At 64.8% G+C, this 24,005-nt stretch carries 28 protein-coding genes; 8 read left to right on the forward strand and 20 right to left on the reverse strand.

The annotated features are described in order from the left end of the window. The first annotated feature begins 24 nt into the window (after nucleotides 1-24). The 3 genes from pth (at nucleotide 25) to ACTJKX_RS01425 (ending at nucleotide 3,072) form a co-directional block, all read left to right on the forward strand. Nucleotides 25-627: an aminoacyl-tRNA hydrolase gene (gene pth / locus ACTJKX_RS01415; protein WP_311933583.1), complete on the forward strand. Its 603-nt coding sequence runs from the start codon at nucleotides 25-27 to the stop codon at nucleotides 625-627. A 120-nt stretch (nucleotides 628-747) separates the two neighbouring features. Beyond that, complete coding sequence (gene ychF / locus ACTJKX_RS01420; protein ID WP_367624160.1) at nucleotides 748-1,845, forward strand: redox-regulated ATPase YchF; 1,098 nt, start codon at nucleotides 748-750, stop codon at nucleotides 1,843-1,845. Between the two features lie 186 nt (nucleotides 1,846-2,031). Then, nucleotides 2,032-3,072 carry a LacI family DNA-binding transcriptional regulator gene (locus ACTJKX_RS01425; RefSeq protein ID WP_440724126.1) on the forward strand — a complete coding sequence of 347 codons (1,041 nt, stop codon included), beginning with the start codon at nucleotides 2,032-2,034 and terminating at the stop codon, nucleotides 3,070-3,072. A gap of 22 nt (nucleotides 3,073-3,094) precedes the next feature. Here ACTJKX_RS01425 and phnN read toward each other — a convergent pair whose 3' ends face one another. The 9 genes from phnN to phnG are packed head-to-tail and all read right to left on the reverse strand — an operon-like array spanning nucleotide 3,095 to nucleotide 10,068. Then, nucleotides 3,095-3,700, reverse strand: a complete 606-nt coding sequence (phnN, locus tag ACTJKX_RS01430; RefSeq protein ID WP_394310328.1) for a phosphonate metabolism protein/1,5-bisphosphokinase (PRPP-forming) PhnN — start codon at nucleotides 3,698-3,700, stop codon at nucleotides 3,095-3,097. After that, a complete protein-coding gene (locus ACTJKX_RS01435; protein WP_440724127.1) occupies nucleotides 3,697-4,860 on the reverse strand; it encodes an alpha-D-ribose 1-methylphosphonate 5-triphosphate diphosphatase in 1,164 nt (387 codons plus the stop codon). Before ACTJKX_RS01435 ends, phnN begins: the two co-directional genes overlap by 4 nt. Before the next feature lie 15 nt (nucleotides 4,861-4,875). Then, on the reverse strand, nucleotides 4,876-5,586 hold the full coding sequence (phnL, locus tag ACTJKX_RS01440) for a phosphonate C-P lyase system protein PhnL (protein ID WP_394310326.1): 711 nt from the start codon (nucleotides 5,584-5,586) through the stop codon (nucleotides 4,876-4,878). Further along, on the reverse strand, nucleotides 5,583-6,365 hold the full coding sequence (gene phnK, locus ACTJKX_RS01445) for a phosphonate C-P lyase system protein PhnK (RefSeq protein WP_440724128.1): 783 nt from the start codon (nucleotides 6,363-6,365) through the stop codon (nucleotides 5,583-5,585). Before phnK ends, phnL begins: the two co-directional genes overlap by 4 nt. Next, complete coding sequence (locus ACTJKX_RS01450) at nucleotides 6,362-6,832, reverse strand: N-acetyltransferase family protein (protein WP_440724129.1); 471 nt, start codon at nucleotides 6,830-6,832, stop codon at nucleotides 6,362-6,364. Before ACTJKX_RS01450 ends, phnK begins: the two co-directional genes overlap by 4 nt. Continuing rightward, a complete protein-coding gene (locus ACTJKX_RS01455) occupies nucleotides 6,829-7,848 on the reverse strand; it encodes an alpha-D-ribose 1-methylphosphonate 5-phosphate C-P-lyase PhnJ (protein ID WP_440724130.1) in 1,020 nt (339 codons plus the stop codon). Before ACTJKX_RS01455 ends, ACTJKX_RS01450 begins: the two co-directional genes overlap by 4 nt. Continuing rightward, nucleotides 7,845-8,957, reverse strand: coding sequence for a carbon-phosphorus lyase complex subunit PhnI (locus ACTJKX_RS01460; RefSeq protein WP_440724131.1), 1,113 nt, complete (start codon nucleotides 8,955-8,957; stop codon nucleotides 7,845-7,847). Before ACTJKX_RS01460 ends, ACTJKX_RS01455 begins: the two co-directional genes overlap by 4 nt. After that, the gene (gene phnH / locus ACTJKX_RS01465; RefSeq protein ID WP_394310319.1) at nucleotides 8,957-9,577 is read right to left on the reverse strand and encodes a phosphonate C-P lyase system protein PhnH; all 621 of its coding nucleotides are present in this window, start codon (nucleotides 9,575-9,577) and stop codon (nucleotides 8,957-8,959) included. The genes ACTJKX_RS01460 and phnH overlap by 1 nt, the downstream gene beginning before the upstream one ends. Beyond that, nucleotides 9,577-10,068, reverse strand: coding sequence for a phosphonate C-P lyase system protein PhnG (gene phnG, locus ACTJKX_RS01470; protein WP_440724132.1), 492 nt, complete (start codon nucleotides 10,066-10,068; stop codon nucleotides 9,577-9,579). Before phnG ends, phnH begins: the two co-directional genes overlap by 1 nt. A gap of 194 nt (nucleotides 10,069-10,262) precedes the next feature. On the opposite strand from phnG, the gene phnF reads away from it, so the two are divergent. Then, nucleotides 10,263-10,991, forward strand: a complete 729-nt coding sequence (gene phnF, locus ACTJKX_RS01475) for a phosphonate metabolism transcriptional regulator PhnF (protein WP_440724133.1) — start codon at nucleotides 10,263-10,265, stop codon at nucleotides 10,989-10,991. 36 nt (nucleotides 10,992-11,027) lie between these two features. Here the strand turns inward: phnF and ACTJKX_RS01480 are convergent, their stop codons facing one another. The 3 genes from ACTJKX_RS01480 to ACTJKX_RS01490 form a co-directional block, all read right to left on the reverse strand. Further along, the gene (locus ACTJKX_RS01480) at nucleotides 11,028-11,423 is read right to left on the reverse strand and encodes a VOC family protein (protein WP_440724134.1); all 396 of its coding nucleotides are present in this window, start codon (nucleotides 11,421-11,423) and stop codon (nucleotides 11,028-11,030) included. 244 nt (nucleotides 11,424-11,667) lie between these two features. After that, nucleotides 11,668-12,705 carry a lysine-2,3-aminomutase-like protein gene (locus ACTJKX_RS01485; RefSeq protein WP_440724135.1) on the reverse strand — a complete coding sequence of 346 codons (1,038 nt, stop codon included), beginning with the start codon at nucleotides 12,703-12,705 and terminating at the stop codon, nucleotides 11,668-11,670. A 212-nt stretch (nucleotides 12,706-12,917) separates the two neighbouring features. Further along, nucleotides 12,918-13,142: a hypothetical protein gene (locus tag ACTJKX_RS01490; RefSeq protein WP_440724136.1), complete on the reverse strand. Its 225-nt coding sequence runs from the start codon at nucleotides 13,140-13,142 to the stop codon at nucleotides 12,918-12,920. 192 nt (nucleotides 13,143-13,334) lie between these two features. Here ACTJKX_RS01490 and ACTJKX_RS01495 point away from each other — a divergent pair, with 192 nt between their 5' ends. Beyond that, entirely contained in the window at nucleotides 13,335-14,015 is a 681-nt protein-coding gene (locus ACTJKX_RS01495; RefSeq protein ID WP_440724137.1) for an ArsR/SmtB family transcription factor, read from the forward strand. Nucleotides 14,016-14,018: 3 nt separating this feature from the next. Here the strand turns inward: ACTJKX_RS01495 and phnE (ACTJKX_RS01500) are convergent, their stop codons facing one another. From phnE (ACTJKX_RS01500) to phnC, 4 genes are all read right to left on the reverse strand, one after another. Beyond that, nucleotides 14,019-14,912 (reverse strand): phosphonate ABC transporter, permease protein PhnE, encoded by an 894-nt coding sequence (gene phnE, locus ACTJKX_RS01500; RefSeq protein WP_082979743.1) that lies wholly within the window; start codon nucleotides 14,910-14,912, stop codon nucleotides 14,019-14,021. 13 nt (nucleotides 14,913-14,925) lie between these two features. Continuing rightward, nucleotides 14,926-15,810, reverse strand: a complete 885-nt coding sequence (gene phnE, locus ACTJKX_RS01505) for a phosphonate ABC transporter, permease protein PhnE (RefSeq protein ID WP_440724498.1) — start codon at nucleotides 15,808-15,810, stop codon at nucleotides 14,926-14,928. 105 nt (nucleotides 15,811-15,915) lie between these two features. Next, complete coding sequence (gene phnD, locus ACTJKX_RS01510; protein WP_440724138.1) at nucleotides 15,916-16,848, reverse strand: phosphonate ABC transporter substrate-binding protein; 933 nt, start codon at nucleotides 16,846-16,848, stop codon at nucleotides 15,916-15,918. A gap of 60 nt (nucleotides 16,849-16,908) precedes the next feature. Next, complete coding sequence (gene phnC, locus ACTJKX_RS01515) at nucleotides 16,909-17,733, reverse strand: phosphonate ABC transporter ATP-binding protein (RefSeq protein WP_440724139.1); 825 nt, start codon at nucleotides 17,731-17,733, stop codon at nucleotides 16,909-16,911. A gap of 196 nt (nucleotides 17,734-17,929) precedes the next feature. On the opposite strand from phnC, the gene ACTJKX_RS01520 reads away from it, so the two are divergent. Genes ACTJKX_RS01520 through ACTJKX_RS01530 form a run of 3 tightly spaced genes read left to right on the forward strand, consistent with a single transcriptional unit; the run spans nucleotide 17,930 to nucleotide 19,513 of the window. Then, a complete protein-coding gene (locus ACTJKX_RS01520; RefSeq protein WP_440724499.1) occupies nucleotides 17,930-18,580 on the forward strand; it encodes a chloramphenicol acetyltransferase in 651 nt (216 codons plus the stop codon). Between the two features lie 4 nt (nucleotides 18,581-18,584). After that, a complete protein-coding gene (locus ACTJKX_RS01525; RefSeq protein WP_187829606.1) occupies nucleotides 18,585-19,043 on the forward strand; it encodes a MaoC family dehydratase in 459 nt (152 codons plus the stop codon). After that, complete coding sequence (locus ACTJKX_RS01530; protein WP_149254208.1) at nucleotides 19,040-19,513, forward strand: MaoC family dehydratase; 474 nt, start codon at nucleotides 19,040-19,042, stop codon at nucleotides 19,511-19,513. The genes ACTJKX_RS01525 and ACTJKX_RS01530 overlap by 4 nt, the downstream gene beginning before the upstream one ends. 211 nt (nucleotides 19,514-19,724) lie before the next feature. On the opposite strand, the gene ACTJKX_RS01535 is transcribed toward ACTJKX_RS01530, so the two are convergent. The 4 genes from ACTJKX_RS01535 to ACTJKX_RS01550 form a co-directional block, all read right to left on the reverse strand. Further along, nucleotides 19,725-20,387, reverse strand: a complete 663-nt coding sequence (locus ACTJKX_RS01535; RefSeq protein ID WP_149254209.1) for a class I SAM-dependent methyltransferase — start codon at nucleotides 20,385-20,387, stop codon at nucleotides 19,725-19,727. 8 nt (nucleotides 20,388-20,395) lie between these two features. After that, on the reverse strand, nucleotides 20,396-21,661 hold the full coding sequence (locus ACTJKX_RS01540; protein ID WP_149254210.1) for a DUF3419 family protein: 1,266 nt from the start codon (nucleotides 21,659-21,661) through the stop codon (nucleotides 20,396-20,398). A gap of 123 nt (nucleotides 21,662-21,784) precedes the next feature. Further along, nucleotides 21,785-22,204, reverse strand: coding sequence for a DUF6636 domain-containing protein (locus tag ACTJKX_RS01545; protein ID WP_440724140.1), 420 nt, complete (start codon nucleotides 22,202-22,204; stop codon nucleotides 21,785-21,787). A gap of 101 nt (nucleotides 22,205-22,305) precedes the next feature. Next, the gene (locus ACTJKX_RS01550; RefSeq protein ID WP_440724141.1) at nucleotides 22,306-23,967 is read right to left on the reverse strand and encodes an ABC transporter ATP-binding protein; all 1,662 of its coding nucleotides are present in this window, start codon (nucleotides 23,965-23,967) and stop codon (nucleotides 22,306-22,308) included. Nucleotides 23,968-24,005: the final 38 nt, after the last annotated feature.

Below are 24,005 nucleotides of genomic sequence, written 5' to 3' on the forward strand. Positions count from 1 at the left end.
ACGCGCTTTGCTTCAGGGGCCATCATGCGTCTGTTCGTCGGTCTCGGTAATCCGGGTGCCAAATATGCCGCCAACCGGCACAATATCGGTTTCCTCGCCATCGACGAGATCGCGCGGCGCCATCGCTTCGCGCCCTGGCGCTCGCGCTTCCAGGGGCAGGTCAGCGAGGGCAGCGTCGGCGGTGAGCGCGTCATGCTGCTCAAGCCGCAGACCTATATGAACGAAAGCGGGCAGTCGGTCGGCGAGGCCATGCGCTTCTACAAGATTGGCCTGCCTGATCTCACGGTCTTCCACGACGAACTCGACCTGGCGCCCGCCAAGCTGCGCGTGAAGGTCGGCGGCGGCAATGCCGGCCATAACGGACTGCGATCGATTACCGCCCATTGCGGCAACGACTATCGCCGCGCCCGGCTCGGCATCGGTCATCCCGGTGACAAGGCGCTGGTGCATCATTTCGTGCTCAGCGATTTTGCCAAGGCCGAATGGCCCTGGGTCGAGGATCTGTGCACCGCCTGTGCCGATGCGGCACCACTGCTGGCTGATGGAGAGGATGCGAGCTTCCAGAACAAGGTGCATTTGTTCATGGAGGCGAGGGGGCACGGCGCTGCCAAGCTGGCGGGAGCCTAGGAGAGGGCACGCCGGGCTTGCCTTCCCATTGACGTTGCGCTGCTTCCTATCTACCCAGCGCCTTAACGGATTTCGTCGGCGGCAGGAGCGCGCCGGCTACAAGATGAACGAGCGATCACCATGGGTTTCAAATGCGGAATCGTCGGCCTGCCCAATGTCGGCAAGTCGACCCTGTTCAATGCGCTGACGCAGACCGCGGCGGCGCAGGCGGCCAACTATCCCTTCTGCACCATCGAGCCCAATGTCGGCGACGTGGCGGTGCCCGACGAGCGCCTGGAGAAGCTTGCCGCCATTGCCAAGTCTGGAACCATCATTCCCACCCGCCTGACCTTCGTCGACATTGCCGGTCTGGTGCGGGGGGCCTCCAAGGGCGAAGGCCTCGGCAACCAGTTCCTCGGCAACATCCGTGAATGCGACGCGATCGCCCATGTGGTGCGCTGCTTCGAGGATGGCGACGTCACCCATGTCGAGGGCAAGATCGACCCGGTCGCCGACATCGAGACCATCGAGACCGAACTGATGATCGCTGATCTCGACAGCCTGGAGCGCCGCGTGGTGGCGCTGGAGAAGAAGGCGCGGGGTGGCGACAAGGAGGCCAAGGAAAGCCTCGATTTGATCAATCGGGCCCTGGTTCTGCTGCGCGAAGGCAAGCCCGCCCGTCTGGTCGAGGTCAAGCCTGAGGAGCGTCGTGCCTTCGACATGCTGCAGCTCCTCACCGCCAAGCCGGTGCTCTATGTCTGCAATGTCGAGGAAGCCTCGGCCGACAAGGGCAATGGCCTGTCCGACAGGGTGAAGGCCCGCGCCGCCGAGGAAGGCGCCAAGGCGGTGGTGGTCTCCGCCAAGATCGAGAGCGAGATCGCCATCCTGCCGCCCGAGGAGCAGAAGGACTATCTCGACGCCATCGGCCTGAACGAGCCCGGCCTCAACCGCGTCATCCGCACCGGCTATGAACTGCTCGATCTCGTCACCTATTTCACGGTGGGCCCCAAGGAGGCTCGGGCCTGGACCATCACCAAGGGCATGCGCGCCCCGCAGGCTGCAGGCGTGATCCATTCCGATTTCGAGAAGGGCTTCATCCGCTCCGAGACCATCGCCTATGGCGACTATGTCGCCCTCAACGGCGAGGCGGGCGCCAAGGAAGCCGGCAAGTTCCGCCTGGAAGGCAAGGATTATGTGGTCGCAGACGGCGATGTTCTGCATTTCCGCTTTGCGACTTGAGTGCAAATAAATCGCACTCGATCTGAAGATCTTGAAAGGTCTTTGTTTGTCCGCTGAACCGGCGTAATTTAGCATTGTGATAGGCCAATTGGCGGCTCTTGATGGAATGCTGCCGATTGGCGGAAGAAAATCGATTTATCTGTGCTATGATGGCGTGAGTGTTCGTTCGTGACAGGGGCGGGGGCCATGCAATCCAACGAGCCGCCACGCAAGACGCCGGGCGAGCGGGCGACCATCCATGACGTCGCCCGGCTTGCCAATGTTTCGCCCGCCACCGTTTCCAAAGTGCTTCGCGGCCTCGGCGCCGTGAAGGCCGAAAGCGTGGCGCGTATCCATGCCGCCGTGCGGGAGCTCGGTTTCCGGGTCGACCCGCTGGCAGCCAATCTGCGCCGCTCGCGCCGCTCGATCGTCGGGCTCATCGTTCCTGACTTCCGCAATCCTTTCTTCGGTTCGATGGTCGCCCATTTCGAGCGTCTGGCGGAGGGGAGCGGCTATCGCCTGGTGACCGTTTCCAGCGCCGAGAAGACCGAGCGGGAGGCTGCCCAGACCGAGGCACTGCTCGACTGGCGCGTGGCCGGCATGATCGTGGTGCCGACGGATGGGCGGCCAGCCGCCGAAGCCTCCCTCCTCGATCAGAAGGTCGCCACGGTCCTGCTCGACCGCGTTCCCGACGAGACTGGCTTCGATCGCGTCAGTGTCAACAATGTCGAGGCCAGCGCCGCCGTCATCCGTGAACTCGTGGCTCGGGGACATCGGCGTATCCTGCTCGGCCCGTCCTCGCTCGACCTCACCAATATGCGCGATCGCGTCGATGGCGCGATGGCTGCGGCGCGGCAGGCTGATATCGTCGAGGATATCGAGGTCCTGCTGTGCGGCCCCGATGTCGCGTCGGCCATGCATGCGATGGCTTCGCGCTTCGACGAGGGAAGGCTGCCGACGGCCATCTTCACGCTGTACAGCCCCGCCACGCTTGCGGCGTTGCGTGAGGTGGAAAGACGCGGCCTCGTCATGCCTCGGGATCTGTCGGTCGTCGGGTTCGACGACATCGAATGGATGCAGGTGACGCACCCGCCGATTGCCGCGGTGATACAGCCGGTGCAGGCGATTGCCGAAGTCGCTTGGGCCCAGCTCATGCAACGCCTGGCCGAACCCGGCGAGTCGCCCCGGACCGTCGAGGTGGCCTGCGAGCTCGATTTGCGAGGATCGGTCGCCGCTCCGCCCGCCTGATCGAACGATCCGCCGTTCCGACCTATTCCATCGCCTGTGCCTGCCCGGAGAGTTCGGCCTGCAGATGGGCGATCAGCCTGTCGGTTGCCGCTTCCACCGGGCCGTCATTGCTGATGATGAGGTCGGGGGCGAGACTATCCTCGCGGTCGATCTTGCGGGCCAGGCGCGCCCGGATCATCTCTTCGCTTTCGCGACCGCGGGCCGCCAAGCGTTGGGCGATGATCTCGGCAGGCGCGGTGACCAGCACGACGCTGAGGCCGGCAAAGCGCTGGCGTGCCTCCGGCAGGCTGGAGCGCGAGAGGTTGCAGACGGCATGGCGCCCTTCCTCGGTCGCAAGCCGCACCTCGAGAGGCAGGGCATAGCTCAGGCCATGCGCGCGCCAGGACAGCGAGAAGCCTCCTTGCGCTTCCAGCTCGGCAAAGCGCTCCTCGGACAGCGTGTCGTGATCTTCCGAAGCATTGCTTTCACGCGTGATGATGCGACGCGGGAAGATCAGGCCGGGATGATCCGTGAAACGCAGGCGGGCGGCATCGATCAGCGTGTCCTTGCCGGCACCGCTCGGCCCGACGATGGCGATCAGCTTGCCGAGCCGCGGCTTGGGCTGGATCAAGGCGGGTTCGTCGGTCATGCCGCGATCTTGCCCTCGCTCCAGACACGGCGGATGATCGGCGTGGTGCCGGCACCCGAGGCGACCTGGGTCACCCGCACCAGATCCGCGCGGCGTCCCTGTTCCAACCGGCCACGATCATCAAGGCCGGTGGCACGGGCCGGCGTATCGCTGACCATGCGCACCGCCGCCGCCAGGTCGATCGAGGGCACGCGCTCGGGCAGCTGGAAGGCGGCGAGCAGCAGGCTGGCAGGCACATAGTCGGAGGAGAGGATGTCGAGCACCCCTTCGCCGGCGAGGTCCGACGCCGCGATATTGCCGGAATGGGAGCCGCCGCGCACGACGTTCGGTGCGCCCATCATCACGCTGATGCCGGCAGCGTGCGAAGCGAGTGCTGCTTCGAGCGTGGTGGGGAATTCGGCGATGGCGACCCCGTCCGCCACAGCTTCTTCAACATGACCGGCGGTGGCATCGTCATGGCTGGCGAGCACGATGCCGTGTTCGCGCGCCAGCGCCACCAGGTTCGTACGGCTGTGCATGGCGAAGCGGGCATGCCTGTCGAGCTTGTCCTTGATGTAGGTCTCGACATCGGTCTCGCCGCGCACCCGGCGTGGGAAATAGAAATTCATCCAGGTGTCGAGGTCGCGGAACTGGCGCTGGCCGGGCGTATGATCCATCAGCGAGGCCAGATGGACGGGGTAGAGCTCCCGGAAGGCCTGGAAGGCTGTGAGGACGTCCGGCGTGGCGAGTTCGCAGCGAATATGGGTGCGGTGCTCCACGCGCAGATGGCCGTGCTGGCGCGCCTCTTCCAGGGCTCCGGCCAGGGCCGTGCCTTCCCTGGAGATCGTGCCTTCCTCCGTCTCGGATCCGAGGCGGATGGAGTCGAAGACGGTGGTGATGCCGGCGGCCGCGATCTGGGCGTCATAGGCCATCACCGCACTGAGGGCATGCCAGCGCACCGAGGGGCGCGGCGAGTAATGGGCTTCCAGATGGTCGGTATGGAGTTCCACCAGGCCGGGCAGGATATGGTCCCCAGCCATGTCGAGTCCCTTTTCCGGTGCCTCGCCCTCGCCCATGTCGGCAATGCGACCCTTGTCGACGGCGATCCAGCCCTTGTCGATCACATGATCGGCCAGGACGAGGCGGGCATTGCAAAGAACAAATTGCTCAAGATCAGGCATGGTTGAAATGTCCGTTCAGGCGGCAAGAGAGGGGACGGAAAACTGGGTGACGTCGACCACGCGGTCGGCGACTCGCTCGCGCACATCCTCATCATGAAAGATGCCGACAATTGCGACGCCATTTTGTTTCTTGGCGGTGACGAGCTCGACGACGACGGCCCGGTTGGCGGCATCGAGCGAAGCGGTCGGTTCGTCGAGGAGCAGGAGAGGACGGTCGGCGGCCAGGCCGCGTGCGATGTTGACGCGCTGCTGCTCGCCACCGGAAAAGGTCGCGGGCGGCAGGCGCCAGAGCCTCTCCGGCACGTTGAGCCGGTGAAGCAGGTCCTGGGCGCGCCTTTCGGCCGCATCCTCGGCCAGGCCGGTCTCGCGGGCCGCTTCCGCCACGATGGCGAGGGCGCAGACGCGCGGGATCACACGCAGGAACTGGCTGACATAGCCCATGGTGCGGCGGCGCAGCGCCAGGATACGCCTTGGCTCGGCCGTCGCGATATCCACCGTCTCATCGCCTTCGCGCAGCAGGATCGCGCCGCCATCGCAGCGATAATTGCCGTAGATCATCTTGAGGATCGAGGATTTGCCGGCCCCCGACGGCCCGCCGAGCACAACGCATTCGCCGGGCGCGACCGCAAAACGGACATCCTGCATCACGCCGATGCTCTGGCCACCCTGGAGGTGCAGGGTGAAGCTCTTGGAAACGCCTTCTAGGGTGAGGATGGGGGAGGTCATGCTGCCAGTACCGAAGAAACCAGAAGTTGGGTGTAAGCCTCGTGCGGATCGTCGAGTACCTGGTCGGTCAGCCCGGTTTCGATCACCCGGCCCTGCCGCATCACCATGATGCGGTGCGATAACAGCCGTGCGACAGCGAGGTCGTGCGTGACGATGATGACCGCGATGCCGAGATCGGCGACGAGGCCGCGCAGGAGGTCGAGCAGGCGGGCCTGTACCGAGACATCGAGGCCGGAGGTCGGCTCGTCCATGAAGACGAGGCGGGGGCGGGTGACGAGGTTGCGGGCGATCTGCAGGCGCTGGCGCATGCCGCCGGAGAAGCTGGCGGGAGTATCGTCGATGCGGTCGGCCTCGATCTCCACCCGGCCGAGCCAGTCCAGCGCCGATTCTCGAATGCGTCCATAGTGCCGCGCGCCGACCGCCATCAGGCGCTCGCCGACATTGGCGCCGGCCGAGACGCCCATGCGCAGCCCGTCGCGTGCATCCTGGCGCACGAAGCCCCAGTCGGTGCGCAGAAGGAAGCGGCGTTCGGCCTCGCTTAGCGCGAAAAGGTCCCGGACAGCCCCATCACGCATGCGATAGCGCACGGATCCGGCGGTGGGCTCGACTTCGCTGGAGAGGAGCCCGAGCAGGGTCGACTTGCCCGATCCGGATTCGCCGACCACGGCAAGGACCTCGCCTTCATAGAGATCGAAGGAAACGTCGGCGCAGCCCAGGCGCGTGCCGTAATGCTTGGTGAGCCCGCGTGCCTGGAGCAGGGGGGAATCGTTGAAGGTCATGCGGCTTTCTCTGGCAAGGACAGGCGGAAGGACACGCCATGGCGCTCGAAGCCGAGCGAATCGTAGAAGGCATGGGCGCGGCTGTTGTGCAGGCTGGAGGCGAGAATGGCCTTGTAGCAGCCCTTCTCCTGCGCCAGGCGGAAGGCGGCCTGCAGCATGAGCCGGCCGATGCCTTCGCCCTGTCGATCGGAAGCGATCACGACGTTCTCGATCACGGCGAAGGGAGTGCCGCGCCGGGCGAGGTTGTCGACCGCCATCAGGCAGAAGCTGCCGACGACCGTGCCTCTCTGTTCGGCGACATAGAGCCTGTAATCGGGATAAAGGCCGAGATGTTCGAGCTTGTCCTCGGCTTCGGCGAGCGTCAGGACATTGTCGCCGTTGAAATCGGGCTGTCCGTAGAGGGCGAGCACGGCCGGCAGGTCCGCCTTGCCGCCGATGCGCACGGACAGGGCAGGTGCGATGCTCATGGCCTGGTCTCCTCGGGCGCGCGGACGTCCTCATCCGCCCTTTCCTCCTCACCGGACGTACCGTTTCCAAGGGTGGATGAGGACGTTTGCGCTTCCAGGGGCGATGAGCCCAGCATCTCGCCCTTGTGCCCCGCGGCCCGCCTGGTCTCGCAATGGTCGGTGTCCGAGCAGACGAACATTCGGCCGCCGCGATCGTCGAGGACGACCTCGTCGAGATAGACGCCCTGCGCGGCGCAGAGAGCGCAGGGCTGACTGAAACGCTGCACGCTGAAGGGATGATCCTCGAAGTCGAGGCTCTTCACCCGCGTATGCGGCGGCACGGCATAGATGCGCTTCTCGCGCCCGGCTCCGAAGAGCTGCAACGCCTCGCAACCGTCGATCTTGGGATTGTCGAATTTCGGCGTGGGCGAGGGATCCATGACATAGCGTCCAGCCACCTCCACCGGATAGGCATAGGTGGTGGCGATATGGCCATGGCGGGCGATATCCTCGTAAAGCTTCACATGCATCAGGCCGTAATCGGCAAGGGCATGCAGCTTGCGCGTCTCGGTCTCGCGCGGCTCCAGGAAGCGCAGCGGCTCGGGGATCGGCACCTGATAGACCAGGATCTGGTCCGGCTTGAGGGGCGCTTCCGGCACGCGATGGCGTGTCTGGATGATGGTGGCATCCTGCGTGGCGGTGGTGGTGGCGACGCCGGCCGTCTTGGCGAAGAAGCGCCGGATCGAGACGGCATTGGTGGTGTCGTCGGCGCCCTGGTCGATCACCTTCAGGACGTCGTCCGGCCCGATGACGGCGGCGGTCACCTGCACGCCCCCCGTGCCCCAGCCATAGGGCATCGGCATCTCGCGCGAGGCGAAGGGCACCTGATAGCCGGGAATGGCGATGGCCTTGAGGATCGCCCGGCGGATCATGCGCTTGGTCTGTTCGTCCAGATAGGCGAAATTGTAGCCGGCCCCCGCTGGAATGCGGTCGCTGCCGGCGAGCGGCGTCCGGGATTGGATCTCAGTCTGGCTCATGCTGCGTCCTCCTGCCGGACCTCGGCCTGTGCCGCCTCGCGGCGTTCGGCATGCTCCGCCCTCAGGCGTCTGACGAGGTCGAGCTCGGCCTGGAAGTCGACGTAATGGGGCAGTTTCAGATGCTCGACGAAGCCCGTCGCCTGCACGTTGTCGCAATGGGACATCACGAATTCCTCATCCTGGGCAGGGGCGGTCCGCTCCTCGCCGAATTCGCGCGCCCGGAGTGAGCGATCGACCATCGCCATGGACATCGCCTTGCGCTCGGCCTGCCCGAAGACCAGGCCGTAGCCGCGGGTGAATTGCGGCGCGGCTTCGGCAGAGCCTGCGAACTGGTTGACCATCTGGCATTCGGTGACGGTGATCGAACCCATCGGCACGGCAAAGCCGAGCTCCTCCGGCACGAATTCCACCTCCACTTCCCCGAGCCGGATCTCGCCGACGAAGGGGTGGGTGCGGCCGAAGCCGCGCTGGCTGGAATAGGCAAGCGCCAGGAGGAAGCCTTCATCGCCGCGGGCGAGCGCCTGCAGCCTGAGGTCGCGGTCGGCCGGAAAGGCCAGGGGTTCGCGGGTGAGATCGCCCACCGGGCGTTCGGGGTCCGGCGCAGCGTTGCGCTCAATCAGGTCCTCGCCGCCGAGCAGGTCGCTGACGCGCGGCGTCTTCTCGTCCGATGCGGGCCTTTCCTTCGGCGGTTCGCTGTCGACGCCGGCGGCCAGCATGAAGTCGAGCAGGCGATGGGTGTAGTCGAAGGTCGGGCCGAGCACCTGGCCGCCCGGCAGATCCTTGAAGGTCGCCGAGATGCGACGACGAATGGCCATGTCGTCGGTGTCGACGGGTACGCTGACGCCGAAACGCGGCAGGGTGGTACGATAGGCGCGCACCAGGAAGATCGCCTCGATGAGGTCGCCCCGGGCCTGCTTGATGGCGAGGGCCGCCAGATCTCGATCGTAGAGCGAGCCCTCTGCCATCACGCGGTCGACGCCGAGGGTGAGCTGTTCGCGGATCTGCTCGGTCGAGAGATCGGGCACCGCTTTGTCGCCGCGCCTGACATGGGCGAGCAGGCGATGAGCGTTGTCGATGGCTTCCTCGCCACCCTTGACGGCGACATACATCAGGCGACTCCAAGAATTTGGGACGAGCGCGGCAGGGCTGCGATCCTGCCCGGCGCCGTGAAGACGATATCGACGCCGCGCGGAAAGGCGGCATGGTTGGCGCCAAGCTGCCGGCGGAAGTCGTCGGGAAGCGGCGCGAGTGCCAGACCCGCATCGGTCTTGATGCCAGGCCCGGTGAAGACGAGATCATGGCCGGGTTCGAGCCGCTCGAGAGCGATCAGCAGCGTGGTCGAGCGGTCGGGATATTCATCATTGCCCTGGGCGAAACTGGCGAGATCGGGACAGGCGGCTGCGTCTGCGATGAGGGCAAAGGCCGCCTCTTGGGGGGCGTCCGTCAGGCGGGCGCCGGTATGGAAGGTGAGATAGGCCCGCACCTGCGGTGTCCGCAGCCTGGCATCGAGCCAGAGCGGGGCCTCGTGATCGGCCAGAGCGAGGGCAAGGGCCGCCAGCTCCGGCGTCAGCGGCGCTGGCGGCACGAGACCCGTTTCAAGGGGCCGGAGACGGGCCGGCCGGGCCAGCGCGTCCATGCAGGCTCGGAAGACGGCCTGGGATTCGATTGCCGCATCGGCAAAGCCGGGCGCCAGATCCTGTGCAAATTGGTCCTGTGCAAGGCCGATCATCAGTCCTCTCCCCGTACCATGGTGAAGAAATTGACCCGGGTCGCTGCGGTCTGCCGGGCTGAAACACCGGCTTCCGCATTCAGCCGGGTAGCCACCGGCCGCAGTGCCCGTTCGACCGCCTCACGATGGGCCTCGTCCTGCCAGAGTGCGTCGAGCAGGGCGGCGGCGCTGGCCTTGGCGCTGTTACGGCCGAGATGATAGGCAAAGCCGACAGGCCCGTTTTCGAGGCGGACGGTGGCGCGCGATGTGCTCGCCTCGCCCAGGTTGAAGGCGGCGCCGTCGCCGCCGACCCGGCCCTGCAGCATGACGAGGCCGGTTAAGGCGGGCCGCAGTGCTGCATGGGCCGGCAACGGCGCCAGGGTCGAGAGGGCCTGGTCGAGTTCGGCACCGGTCGCGTGGGCACAAAGACGCATGACGGCCTGGCGTGCCTTCAGTCCGGCAGCGGGCTCGGCCGCCGTCTGGCGATGACGATCTGGGGAGGACTCATTCATGTCGGAACCATTGCTCTGCCTTGGATCACAACAGGCTGGCACAGCATGTTGTCTAGTGATATAGACAACTATATGAGGAACCCTGCAACGCTTCCATGACAAAACCAGTCCCGACCCGAAATTTTTCGTCGCAGGTCGCAACAGGCGATTTCGCCGCCGCGGAAGGCAGATTTCCCCGCGGGGATGGCAGCGCCGTGGATGGTGCCGTCTTTCGCGGCGATGGTATCGCCGCCTGGCGCAAGATTGCGGATCTCGTCGAGGCCGAGATCATTGGCGGCATGCTGGCTCCCGGGACGCAATTGCCGACGGAAGCCGCATTGGCCGCCCGCTTCGGCGTCAACCGGCACACGGTACGTCGGGCGCTCGGTGAACTGGCTGGCAAGGGCCTGGTGCACACTGCGCAGGGCAGGGGGACCTTCGTCGAGCTTTCCCGGCTCGCCTATCCGATCGGTGAACGCACGCGTTTCAGCCAGAACATGGCGCAGGAAGGGCGCGAGCCCGGGGGCATCGTGCTGGAGGCCGTCGAAATCGAGGCCGATCCGCGTCTTGCCGGGCTGCTGGCCATAACGCCGGGCAGTCCGGTGCTGAAACTGCTGACCATGCGTTCGGCTGACGGCGTACCGATCGCCTTCGGCAACTCCTTCCTGCCGTTGCCGCGCTTTGCCGGTTTTGCCGATGCCTATCGGCGCTTCGGGGCCGTGACGCCGGCCTTGGCGGCCTGCGGCGTCGATGATTACAAGCGGGTATCGACCCGTGTCGGAGCGCGCTTTGCCTCACCCGACGAAGCAGCCAGGCTCGACATTGCGGCCGGCCGCCCCGTCCTGACGGTGGAAGGCGTCAATATCGACGCCGACGGCGTGCCGATCCAGGCGATCTTCAGCCTGTTCGCCGCGGACCGTACCGAGATCGTGGTGCAGAGCTGATGACCCGATAGGCTTTTCCAGAATGCGAATGACCGATCAAATCGCCTCGTGGCACACCGCTTCGACCCGATTTCCGGCAGGGTCGATCAGAAAAGCTGCATAATAATGGTCGTGATAGTGCGTTCGTAATCCCGGAGCACCGTTCGCGCGACCCCCGGACGCAAGGCCGGCGGCATAGAATGCATCGACTTGGGCGCGAGATGCGGCTTTGAAGCACCAATGCCGCTTGTTCTCTTCGATGTTCGATGGGTCGAGGTAGATAGCCAGGAATGTCGATTGCGTGTCGTTTGATCGACAGCACTCGCCATAGCCGATGGCCTCGCTCCGGTCATAGACTTTGGGCGCCCCGAGGGCGCTCATGATTGCATCATAAAACGCCCGTGCCTGCTGAAGATCGGGAACGCCGATCGAGACATGGTCGAGAAGAAACATGATTTATACCTCGAATCGGCGAGTTACGGCGAGACGCCGGCTCAAGCCCAGGAGGATAAGGCCTATTATCCAAAAGTAAGGCGGTGTCCATGCGAATCCAGCGATGGGCCCGATGCTTGCCATGGCTGGTGCACCGAGACCTCGTGAACGCCGCCGTTCAAACGGGTATTTCGATCAAATGTCGGCATTGGTGGTAGCGGGGCCAAGCATGACGGGGCTACCCTTCGTTCGCTTCCGGGCGTGCCTAGCCGCGATAATCGTGCCTGTTTCCACGCGGATCCGTCACGACAGGGCCGTTCTCGCCATCGTCGAGATAACCAGGTCCGATCGGCACCTTGCCGTGTCCGCCGGGGATGTCGAGCACATAGGTGGGCTGGCCGAGACCGGTGAGACTTCCGCGCAATTGCCGCATCACCGCCTGGCCCTCGGCGATGGTGGTGCGGAAATGGCTCGTGCCCTTGGCGAGGTCGCCATGATGCAGGTAATAGGGCTTGATGCGCAGGCCGAGCAGCGCCCGGAAGAGGGCCGACAGCGCCTCGGCAGTGGCGTTGACGCCCTTGAGCAGGACGGTCTGGCTGACCATGGCGATTCCCGCCTTGACCAGCCGCGTACAGGCTTCCCGCGCGGCGGGCGTGAGTTCGCGCACATGGTTGGCGTGCAGGGCGACGAACACGCCCTTCGGGCTGTCGAGACTTTCGATGAGTTCGTCCGTGATCCGTTCGGGCGCCACCACCGGCACGCGGGTGTGAAAGCGGATCACGCCGACATGATCGATGGCCGACAGCGCCTTCACGATCCGGCCGATGCGCCGCGGCGACAACGCGAAGGGATCGCCGCCGGTGACGATGACCTCGAAGATGGCGGGGTTGCCGGCAATATAGGCCAGGGCAGCATCGAGTTCGCCGCCGGCGAGCATCTCGCCCTCCGGCCCTACCATCTCCCGGCGGAAGCAGAAACGGCAATAGACCGGGCAGACATGCAGCGGCTTGAGCAGGACGCGGTCGGGGTAGCGATGGACGATGCCTTTCACCGGCGAGAAGGCGTCATCCCCGATCGGGTCCGAGAGTTCGTCCGGGCTCGATATCAGTTCGCGGCTGGTCGGCACGAATTGGGCGGCAATGGGATCGTCCTGGGGGGAACCAGCGATGAGATCCGTCATCGCTGGAGTGACTGCCACCGAAAAACGCCGCGCTACCTCTTCGATGTCGAGACGCTCGGCCGAAGAAATGAGCCCGTTGGCTTCCAGATCGGAAGCGCTCCGAAGGCTGGAATGCTTGTTCATTTCGATGCTCTTGCCATGATGCCGGCTGGATCGCCACGGCGAGGCAGCCCTTTAGCAGGCAATGGCTGGATATGCCAACCCGGACGCGTTTCCGCTAAAAGGCGTTTTGCTCTGCAGCCTCGAACCCGATTTCGGAAGCGGATTCGAGGCCGCCGGTCATTGTTGTCGCATCTTTATCGCTGAAATCGGCATCCGTTTTTCAGCGCGATGCTCTAGCGATAGCGATCGATCAAGTCTCGGGCGCAGGCGGCGGGCAGGGGCGGATCATTCTTCTCATGACCGTCGATCACGCCGATATCGCGCAACAAACGATCGGAGAGACCGCGCAACCTCTTCTTCGGCACCGTCCGCGGGTTTGTCGACCGTGACTTGTTCCTTTCCGCAGCGCTCTCCTGCAAACAAGGCTGCTCAATGTAGCCAATCTGCGCCATGGTCATGGTTCGACCGCCAGATCGACAAGGTCTTCGGTGTTGTCGGCCCCATGGGCCATCGTCGCCGATCCCTCATGCGGCGCGGGCTTGCAGGGGGCGATGTCATGGCAGGCGATCATCGTGGGTGTCCCGTGGTTGAAAACGACCGGGACAGGCTAGGCGATTGAGCGACCTGGATGCTTCGGCTATGATCGTAGTATGAAAGACGGACCGATGATCGCCTCTGTCGCCGCCCTGATCGGCGACCCCGCCCGCGCCAACATGCTCACGGCGCTGATGGACGGGCGGGCCCTCACCGTGAGCGAACTGGCCGAGGCCGGAGGCATCAGTCTGCAGACGGCCAGCGGCCATCTCGCCAAGCTCGATGCCGCCGGCCTGCTCTGCGCCGAAAAGCAGGGGCGGCACCGCTATTTCCGCCTGTCCGGCCACGACGTGGCCCAGGTCCTGGAAGCCCTGATGGGGCTGGCCCAGCGCACCGGTGCGATAAGAGTGCGGACCGGCCCGCGCGACGAAGCCATGCGGACGGCCAGGATCTGCTACGACCACTTGGCCGGGGCACGCGGTGTTGCCCTGCTGGACGGCTTCGTCTGCCAGGGCTTCATCAGCGGTGACGATGATCCCGTGGTGACGGCCACGGGCAGGGATTTCTTCGTCGGGCTGGGGCTCGACGTTCCGGCCATGGCCAGGAGCCGGCGTCCCCTCTGCCGACGCTGCCTCGACTGGAGCGAACGCCGCAGCCATCTCGGCGGAGCCCTGGGTGCGAGGCTGCTCGACTGGATGATCGAACGCAACTGGGCCCGGCGCAAGGAGGGGCGCGTGATCGCCTTCACGCCCGCCGGCGCGAAGGCGTTCGATGCAACATTCGGCCTGGCGGGATAGGTCTCAGGGGCGCTGCGGCTGGCCGATGATCGCGAGCCGCAGGCGCGACGAAATCACGTCGATGACGGCGACGGTGACCAGGATCATGAAGATCAGCACGCCGAGCGGTGGCAGGTCGAGTACCCGCAGCAATTCGGCCAGATACTGGCCGACGCCGCCGGCCCCGACGATACCGATGATGGTCGCCGAACGCACATTGGATTCGAAGAAATAGAGCACCTGGCTCGCCATCACCGGCAGGACCTGCGGGATCAGGGCGAAGCGGATGCGGTGGATCCGGTTGCCGCCCGTGGAGAGAACGCCCTCGCTCGCCTTGTTGTCGGTGGTCTCGATTGCCTCGGAGAACAGCTTGCCGAAGGCACCGAAGTCCACGCAGATGATGGCAAGCACGCCGGCGAAGGGACCGAGGCCGACGACGCCGACCCAGACCAGCGCCCAGATCAGCGCATCGACGGAACGGATCACATCGAGACCGCGGCGCACGGCGAACCGCACGAAGACATTGGGAATGACGTTGCGGGCCGCCAGGAAGGCCACAGGCGCGGCCAGCACGGCCGCGGTGAGCGTGCCGGCGAAGGCGATGGCGAGCGTTTCGGCGAGGGCTTCGACGAAGAACCAGAATTTGCCTTCGTCATTGGGCGGGAACATCTGCACCACGAAGGTGCCGAGCCGCGAAAGGCCGCTGAAGAACCGATCCGGCGTGACTTCGAGCCGGATCATGGCGACGACGGCAAGGGCGAGCAGGACGGCGATCACGCCGCCCGCCAGGAAACGCGTCCGCCAGGAGGTTTCGAAATGGGCGCGGTGGCGGGCCGCCACTGAGGCGAGCTTTTCAGGGCCGAGCGGGGCGAGCGGACCCGCCGGACGCGGTGCCGGGCCGTTGATGCGATTGTTCATGGCATCGCCTTGTTCAATGGAGTGCCTCTTGGCCGATCAGGCGGTGGCGCAGCTTCTCGGTGGCGAAGTCGATGATGAAGACGGTGACGATGATCATCAAAAGAATGGCGCTGACGTCGGCATAGGCGAAGGTGCGGATCGCCACCAGGAGTTCCTGGCCGATGCCGCCGACGCCGATGAAGCCCATCACGCCGGCCTCCCTCACGTTGATCTCGAAGCGGAGCAGGGAATAGGACGCGAAGTTGGGCAGGGTCTGGGGCAGCACGGCAAAGCGTATGCTCTCCAGCCAGGAACCGCCGGTGGCGACCGTGCCCTCGACCGGCTTCATGTCGGCATTCTCGACCACTTCGGCAAACAGCTTGCCGAGCGCGCCCATGGTGTGGATGGCGAGTGCCAGGGCGCCGGCCATCGGTCCGGACTTGAAGGCGATCAGGAAGATCATGGCAAAGACGATGGTGGGAACCGTGCGGCAGAATTCGAGCCAGCGGCGGACCACGGCACGCAAAAGCCGGCTACGCGTCAGGTTTGCAGCGGCCATGAAACACAGGACGAAGGCACCGAGAACGCCGAGCAGCGTGCCGAGATAGGCGACGAGCAGCGTGTCGCCGAGCAGCACCAGCCACTTGCCGAAGCCCCAATACCACTCCCTGATATCGCTGAGGAAGTTGCCGAGGCTGAGGGGAGGGGCGATGCGGCTGAAGAAGGAGGTGAAGTTGCCGAGATGAGTCCACAGGAAACCCGGCCGGACCGATGCCACATGCGCCGACAGGGCGTAGAGGGCGATGCCGACAGCGACGGCGAGCCAGATCCGCCGCTTCTTGGCGGCAATGGTTGCCTGGTAGGCTTTTAGCAAGGCCTGGGCCTGCGCCTCCGGCAGGCTATTGATAGCCGGCAATATTATATCCTCCTGCCAAGTCGAACGAGCGCGGTCCAAGGCGAAATCCGTCTGCGCAAAGGGCGCGCACCTTGCGGTACGCGCCCTTTCTTTCGGTCGTGCCTGGCTTTACTGGGTCTTGCGGAGCGCGTCGTTGAACTTCACCATGTCCACGATCGGCTGATATTCCTTGGCGCTGATCGCCGTGAGTTCGAGATCCTTGCCATCGGAAAGCTTGTCGAAATTGGCCTTGTCGTTCTTGGCGTAGTCGATCAGGGCGGCGCCGATCTTCTTCTTCAGGTCCTCGGGCAGCGAGGCGAGCACCGTATAGGGGCCTTCAGGCAGGAAGGGCGTCTTGTAGATGACACGGAAATCGGCCTTGGTCATCGCGGTGCCGTCATCCTTCTTGAGGATGCCGCGGCTGAGCATGCGGGTCAGGTTGGAATCGTCTTCCGAGTTCCAGCTGTTGGCGGCGGCGTCGGCGGTACCCTGGGCAAGGGCCAGCACGGCATTGTCGTGGCTACCGGCGAAGACGACGGACGAAAAGAACTTGTCGACGTCGATGCCCTGGCTGTGCAGGCCGAAGCGCGGTGCGTTGTTGCCGGAGGTCGAGTTCGGGTCGACGAGGGCGAGCTTCTTGCCCTTGAGGTCCTCGATGGTCTTGTAGGGGCTGTCAGCCTTCACATAGATCACCGAATAATAGCCGGTGAGGCCATTGTTATGGCGGGGAACGGCGACCGGCTCGGTGGCGACGCCGGTGATGATGGCGCGGGCATAGGAGGCCGGGCCATACCAGGCGATCTGGGCAAAGCCGGCGCGCTGGGCTTCGATCACGGCGGCGTAGTCGTTGGCGATGTTGAGCTTGACCGGTACGCCGACCTGCTTGGCGATGTAGTCGGCCAGCGGCTGGTAGCGGTCATTGGTGGTGGAGGCGTTCTCGGCCGGAATGACGGCGAGCGTCAATTCGGGATACTGGGCCTTCCAGTCCTCGGCCTGGGCAGTACCCGCGGCAAAGCTCATGGCGGCTGCGGCAAGGCCGAGCAGCGTGCGGCGCGAAAGCATAGGTCTCTCCTGTCGGAAATATCGTATTCTTATGGCTCTTGAAGATGCGCAGCCGGCCTGTCAGGCCGCGACGCTGGCAGGGCGAGCCAAGCCTGCCGAATTTGTACCGCCTGCCCATTTGGTGTCGGCATCGGCGTCCATGACTTCGCCGGCCTCCAGGCCGTAGAGGTCGCGGGCCGCATCTGCCGTCAGCGCCGCGGGGGCGCCGTCGAACACCACCCGACCGGCGGACATGCCGATCAGGCGGTCGCAATAGCCGCGGGCGAGATCGAGCGAATGGAGATTGCAGATGACGGTGATGCCGAAATGCTTGTTGATGCGTAAGAGCGCATCCATCACCACCTTGGTATTGCGCGGGTCGAGCGAGGCGATCGGCTCGTCCGCCAGGATGATCGAAGGTTCCTGTACCAAGGCGCGGGCGATCGCCACGCGCTGCTGCTGACCGCCGGACAGGCTGTCGGCACGCTGGCCGGCAAGATTGGCGATGTCGAACTGCTCCAGCGCGGCGAGCGCCATGGCCTTGTCCTCGAGGCCCCACAGCTGCAGTACGGCGCTGGCGGTCGAGACCTTGTTGAGGCGGCCCATCAGCACATTGGTGAGGACGTCGAGGCGGCCGATGAGGTTGAACTGCTGGAAGATCATGGCGCAGCGCGCGCGCCAGTCCCGCAGGGCCTGTCCGCGCAGGGCCGTGACATCGACGCCATCGAAGGAGATCGTACCCTCGCTCGGGTCGACGAGGCGGTTCAGCATGCGCAGCAAGGTCGACTTGCCGGCCCCTGAGCGCCCGATCACGCCGATGAAGGCGCCGGGCGCGATTTCCAGATTGACGTCGGCGACGGCCGCCTTGCCGCCGAAGCGCCTGGAAACTCCTTTGATCGCCAGCATGAACAGATCCTTCTCGTGCAGGTTTCCGGAGTCGGTAACGCCGGGCGATTACAGAGGGATGGCAGTTCAATGATGTTTCGGTGACGATCCCCCGCGGATGTCGCCGGCAATTGCGACAGGCCGGGCGCTCGGATCGTTTCCTGTCATGGCGCTGTCGCAGGAGGATGGGAAGCAGGGGGCTTTCCATCACCGGTGAATTGTCTTGCCCAAACTCAGCCACACGCCTTTCATCGACCCGACGGCTTCGATTTCAGCGAGCCGGCTCGGGCGTTACACCGAGGTGGGTCCGCGGACCAACCTGAACGAGGTCGAGCTCGGCGACTATTCCTATGTCGTCAACGATGCGGACATCGCCTACAGCCATATCGGGCGTTTCGTGTCGATCGCGGCCCATACGCGCATCAATCCGGGCAATCATCCGATGGATCGCGCGAGCCAGAGCCATTTCAGCTATCGCGCCTCGGCCTATTTCGAAGGCGAGGGCGACGAGGACGACTTCTTTGCCTGGCGCAGGCAGCATGACGTCCATATCGGCCATGACGTCTGGATCGGCCATGGCGCAATCGTGCTGCCGGGTCGCCGTATCGGCACTGGCGCCGTGGTGGGGGCCGGCGCCGTGATCACCCGCGACGTGGAAGCCTATACCATCGTTGCGGGCAATCCGGCGCGGCCGATCCGTCGTCGCTTCGCGGAAGCGGTTGCCGAGCGCCTGCAGGCCTTGGCCTGGTGGAATTGGCCGCACGAAACCCTGCGAGCCGCTTTGCCGGACTTCCGCAGGCTCCCAGTCGAGGCCTTCCTCGACAAATACCAGGCTCTTGCCGTTGAGGGCCTAATCGGTCCATCCTGAGGGCATGGCTGATACCTTGCTCCATTTCGAAGATTTCCCGGTCGGCGAGATTGCCACCTACGGCTCGTACAGGCTGACACGCGAGGCCATCCTGGCTTTTGCCAGGGAATACGATCCCCAGCCGTTTCATCTCGACGACGAGGCGGCAAAAGGTACCATGCTCGGCGGGCTCGCCGCTTCGGGCTGGCACGCCTGCTGCATCTTGATGCGGCTCAACTGCGATGGCTTCATGCTCAACTCCACCTCGATGGGCGCGCCGGGCATCGACGAGGTGAAGTGGCTGGCGCCGCTCCGCCCGGATGTCACGCTGAGCGTTCGCCGCACGGTCCTGGAAGCGCGCGCTTCCAAGAGCCGCCCCGAGATGGGCCTGGTGAAGTTCCTGTTCGAATTGGTGGCGGACGGCAAGACGGTGGTGACCACCCAGACCGGTTCCATCATGTTCGGCCGGAGGCAGGCGGCATGAAATATTTCGAGGATCTTGCCATCGGTGATACCGACGAGATCGGCGCTTTCACCTTTTCGGCCGAGAATATCAAGCGCTTTGCCACCCTCTACGATCCCCAGCCTTTTCATGTCGACGAAGCGGCTGCGGCGGACAGCCATTTCGGTGGCCTGGTGGCGTCGGGCTGGCAGGTTGCCGCAGTCTGGATGAAGCTCCTGGTGGCGCATCAGGAGGTCGAGATCATCAGGGCGCGTCAGCTCGGCAAGCCGGTAGTCAAGCTCGGCCCGTCGCCGGGCTTCCGCAACATGGTCTGGGCCAGGCCGGTGCGCGCCGGCGATACGCTGCGCTACAGCGTGGAGATCACGGGCAAGAAGGAAAGCGCCTCCCGTCCCGAATGGGGCATCGTCTCCATGCTGAGCTCGGCGCTCAACCAGCATGGCGAGCAGGCTTTCCGCTTCGAGGGCACGGTGTTTTGGGAAAGGCGGGGATGAGGCGTCTCGGTGTACCGGTCGTCAACCGGCATTGAAGGAGCTGACGCCATCAGCCTTGTCGCATATTTGCTCGAACCCTGTCGATCGGGCTCAATGGACATGCCTTAGCCAGGCCGGGAGGTAAGACTTGGCGAGGCGATCAGCTGGGGCTCCGAAAAGAGCAGAGGGGTTTCTCCCACCCTCCCAGCACCAGCGCCAAGACGTGGCGCGATCAGGAGATCGGCTTGCTCGGTTTCCGTTCCAGTTCCGCATAGAACGCGTAGCCGCGGTAGAGGTCCTTGGCTCGGAGCTGCAAGCCCTCGCGGCTTGCGAGATCCGCCAGTGCTGCGGGCAGTGCGGCGATCGGATGGACGTGGAAGCGCGCCAGCCAGGCAAAGAGCACCCGCTTGAACCAGCTCGGCAGGCCCACCTGCTGGCCGAAATCCACGATGAGAAGGCGACCGCCCGGCTCCAAGGCTGAAACGGCCCGTTGCAGCACGGCGTGCCAATCGGGGATCATCGACAGCGTGTAGGAGATATAGATGCGCTCGAAACCCTTGCGCCCGAATTGCTCGGGCGAGAAACGGGTGGCATCGGCCTGGGCCACCGCGACGCGGGCCAGTCCCTTGCGGTCGAGTGAGCCTCGTGCCGTTTCGAGCATCGCCGTCGAGATGTCGAAGCCGGAGAGCGGCGTGGCCGGATAGCGCCGGGCCACGGCGATGAGGTTGCGGCCGGTGCCGCAGCCGATTTCGAGAATGGCATCGCCGGTGGCCGGTTGCAGCGAGGCGATCAGGCGGTCCCGGCCAAGCAGGTAATATTTGCGCGTGAGATCATAGATGTAGCGCTGGTGGCGATAGATCCGGTTCATCGCCGCCGCAGCATCGTCCGTCTGCATCCCGATGCTCAATGGAGGGCTCGCAGTTCGTAGAGATGAAAGCCGCCATAGATCGCGGAGCGGTCGCGCGCAGTCCAGGCCCGGCAGCGCTCGCGGTCGTAGGACCAGCGAGCCAGCAGGTCGGCTGGGATGCGACCGGGAAGCAGGCTCTCCTCGGCGGCGGTGCGGAAGATCACGCGGGCACCGGGACGGGCCGTGCGGGTGATCTCGCTCCACAGCTGGGTGAGGATGACATCGGTCATCCAGTCCTGAGCATCGAGCAGCACATAGGCGTCAAGGCTGGCTGCCGGCTGGGCCTTGAGGTGGTCGATCAAATTGACGTGGCGGACATCGATGCGATCGGCACGGCCGCGCACGGCTTCATAGGCGGCCTGCTCGAGATAGGGCGGCACCGGCCCGTCGCCTTCCGGCTTGTAGCCGCGGCCGAAGGCCTGCCAGGCGAAATAATTGTCCTTGAGGTCGAAGTCGCAGGCGAGACGCTCCAGCCTCTCGCGCAGCACGTCGGCAATGCCTTCCCCGTCTGCGGCCGCCCCGGCCAGGGCGTCATATTGCTCGGGCGGAATGCCCAGGCCATAAAGCGAGGCCCGCCGGCGCGTGAGCCATTTGATATGCGGACGGTCGAACAGGGGGGCGATGCGCTCGTCGAAGACCCGGCGCTGTTCGGCGAGGTCGCGCGCCGCCAGCAGGTCGGCCGGATCGATGCGATGCAGCCGCCCGATCAGATGCCCCAAGCCGATGAAGCGGCCGAGCAGGCCATAGCGGTAGAGGTTCTTGCCGAAATAGCCGATACGGCGGCGGCCGAGCAGGTCGCGGCCATCCCAGTAGGCCCGCGTCTCCGCATCGAGATGGGGACGAAGCGCCGTTTCATAGGCCTGAATATTGCGGCGCTGGTCGGCGCGGGCGAAGAAATCGTAGAAGGCGGCATGATCCGGCAACTGCCGGGCCGCGGCGATCTTCAGGCGGTTGAGCGCGATGTGGTGGCGGTTGAGGTCGACCGCGGTGATCGAGGCCGGATCGGCCTTGAGGTAGCTCATCACGTTGCAGCCGCCGGAGGCGATGGCGACCAGCCGGTCGTCGGACTTCAGCGCCAGCGCTTCCATGTCGATCTCGGGATCTTCCCAGATCTGGGCATAGACGAGGCCGCTGAAGGCCAGGGTGAAGAGCCGATCCTGCAGGCCGCGCAACGACAGCAGTCGGTGGTGCTCCACGGCCTGCTTGACATGCCCCTGCCGCTTGGCCGGCGCCTGCGTCCCGATGCTGTTCGCATCCGTCATGCCCATCCGCTCCTTCCCGATTCCAGGTTACGAATTGGGAATCGCGGATAAGACCTTGCGATGACGGGGGCATGACAACGGTCCCGCAAAGCGACGCGTCGGCGACAGCTCTTCGCGATTTCTTCAATAGGCCAGCAATTTCGTCCGGCTGATGAAGAAGCCGTGCCCGTCCCGCCTGCGGCAGGTCAAGCCATCCTCGGCCGAGACGCATTTGAAGGGACCGTTCTCCCAGGTCTGGCCATAGCCAACGGTGGTTTCGCCCTCGCAGCAGAAGGGATCGCTGACATCCTTATAGAGGGCGCCCTTCCCGCTCGGCCCGAGAATGATCCGTGCGGGCGATTGCTTATCCCTTTCGCAGCTCAGGGTCGGCAATCCTGATCCCGCGCTGGCACCATCGCTCTGCGGAATGAACTGGCAGGAAATATTGCCGCTCGGCATGGCGAAGCTCACCATCGAATCATCGGCCAGGGCAGGAGTGCTCAAAGCAGAAGGCATCAGTGCCAGCGCGAGGATGACGCAGAGGAAGAAGCGGGGCCTTTTCATCGAACGGTTCCATTACAAAGTAGGACGAAGAACCATGCCAGCAAGCGTGATCATGCGGCGTTTCCCAGGATACCCACCAGACGCGTATCTTGTCACCTTGGTCAATGGTGGTCGCTCAGGTCCCTTACGGCCTCCACACGTTCCTTGCCCAGCGCTGCCGCCATCAGGGTCTGGGTATAGGTTTCCCGCGGCGCATCGAAAATCTGGGCGGTGGCCCCTTCTTCGACGATGCGGCCCTCCTTCATCACGACGACATAGTCGGACAAGGCCCTGATCACCGAAAGGTCATGGCTGATGAACAGATAGGACAGGCCATGCGCGGCCTGCAGGTTGCGTAGCAGCTCGACGATCTGTTTCTGCACCGAGCGGTCGAGCGCCGAGGTCGGCTCGTCCAGCACCACCACCTTGGGCTTGAGGATCATCGCCCGTGCAATAGCGATGCGCTGGCGCTGGCCGCCCGAGAATTCATGCGGATAGCGGTTGCGGGCGGCAGGATCCAGACCAACCTCGGTCAGAGCCTGGACGGCGCGCTTGTCGCGCTCGGCGGCCGACAGATTCGGTTCATGCACCCTGAGGCCTTCGGTGACGATGGAACCCACCGACATGCGCGGAGAGAGCGAGCCATAGGGGTCCTGGAACACCAATTGCAGGGCGCGCCGCAGTGGGCGCATCTCGAGCACGCTCGCCCGCGAGATGTCCCGGCCATCGAAACGGATGTCGCCTTCGCCGGTATTCAGCCGCAGCAGGGCGCGGCCCAGGGTCGACTTGCCCGACCCCGACTCACCCACGATGCCGATGGTCTGTCCCTGCTGCAGGCGCACGGAAACATCGTCCACCGCCTTCAGATCCATCGCCTTGTGGCCGCCGAACAGACTGCCGCTGAGATGATAGGTGACGCGGATGTTGCGGCCCTCGAGCAGCACGGGAGCATCGGGACGCGGCGGATCCTTGTGGCCCGACGGTTCGGCTGCCAGCAGCATCTTGGTGTAGTCATGTCGGGGATTGTCGAAGACTTCCTGCGTGGTGCCGGTCTCCACCACTTCGCCACGGCGCATGACATAGACGCGATCGGCAAAACGCCGGACGATGTTGAGGTCGTGGCTGATGAAGACGATGGACATGCCCAGGCGCTGCCGGAGATCGGCGAGGAGGGACAGGATCTGCGCCTGCACGGTGACGTCGAGCGCGGTGGTCGGCTCGTCCGCGATCAAGAGATCGGGATCGTTGGCGAGTGCCATGGCGATCATCACGCGCTGGCGCTGGCCGCCCGACATCTCATGGGGATAGGCATCCACCCGCCGCTCGGGATGGGGAATGCCCACGAGCTTGAACAGCTCCACCGCCTTCTTGCGGGCTTGCTTGTAGCTGCCGCCGCGATGATGGACGATCGGCTCGGCTACCTGGCGCCCGACCTTGTAAAGCGGGTCGAGCGAGGTCATCGGCTCCTGGAAGATCATGGTGATCTTGTCGCCGCGTACCTTGTTGAGCTCCTTCGCCGGCAGGCCGAGCAGTTCCCTGCCGCGATATTTGGCCGATCCCCGGACCTGGCCGTTGCCGGCCAGCAGGCCCATCAATGCCATCATGGTCTGGCTCTTGCCCGAGCCGGATTCGCCCACAATGGCGACGGTCTCGCCTCTGCTGACCTTGAGGTCGATGCCCTTGACCGCCTTGACCGTACCGTCGGGGGTGCTGAAGTCGACCTCCAGGCCGCTGACGTCGAGGAGGATGTCTTTCGTAGCCTGATCCACAGGTGTCTGTTGCATCGGTCTTCCCTTAAGCAAAATGCGGCTAAGCCGAACCG

Origin of the sequence: Labrys sp. 22185 (assembly GCF_052045555.1) — a bacterium.
Classification (GTDB): domain Bacteria; phylum Pseudomonadota; class Alphaproteobacteria; order Rhizobiales; family Labraceae; genus Labrys; species Labrys neptuniae.